General features: G+C 36.7%; 1 pseudogene. It reads left to right on the plus strand.

The features are described from left to right. Positions 1 to 559, plus strand: a pseudogene (locus KJR01_RS09670) (DNA-directed RNA polymerase subunit beta'); the annotation flags it as partial.

Below are 559 nucleotides of genomic sequence, written 5' to 3' on the forward strand. Positions count from 1 at the left end.
TTGTAGGTCCACAACTTAGAATGGATCAATGTGGTTTACCTAAAAAAATGGCTTTAGAGCTCTTTAAGCCACATCTTTTAGCTAAGCTTGAAGAAAAAGGTTATGCAACCACAGTAAAACAAGCTAAAAAATTGATAGAAAATAAAACCAATGAAGTTTGGGAATGTTTAGAAGAGGTAGTAAAAGGGCATCCTGTTATGCTAAACCGTGCGCCTACTTTACATAAACTTTCTATTCAAGCTTTTCATCCTGTTTTAGTGGAAGGTAAGGCTATACAACTTCATCCTTTGGTTTGTGCAGCATTTAACGCAGACTTTGATGGGGATCAAATGGCGGTGCATGTGCCACTTTCTCAAGAGGCTATTGCAGAATGTAAAGTGCTTATGCTTTCATCAATGAATATTCTTTTGCCAGTAAGTAGTTAGTCTGTAACCGTTCCATCGGAAGATATGGTTTTAGGAATTAATTATCTTTCATTGGATAAAGCAGGAGCGAAAGGTTCGCATAAAATTTGTACAGGCATTGATGAAGTAATGATGGCAATTGAAAGCAAGTGTTT

The organism is Campylobacter sp. 2018MI10 (genome assembly GCF_018501175.1).
Classification (GTDB): Bacteria; Campylobacterota; Campylobacteria; order Campylobacterales; family Campylobacteraceae; genus Campylobacter_E.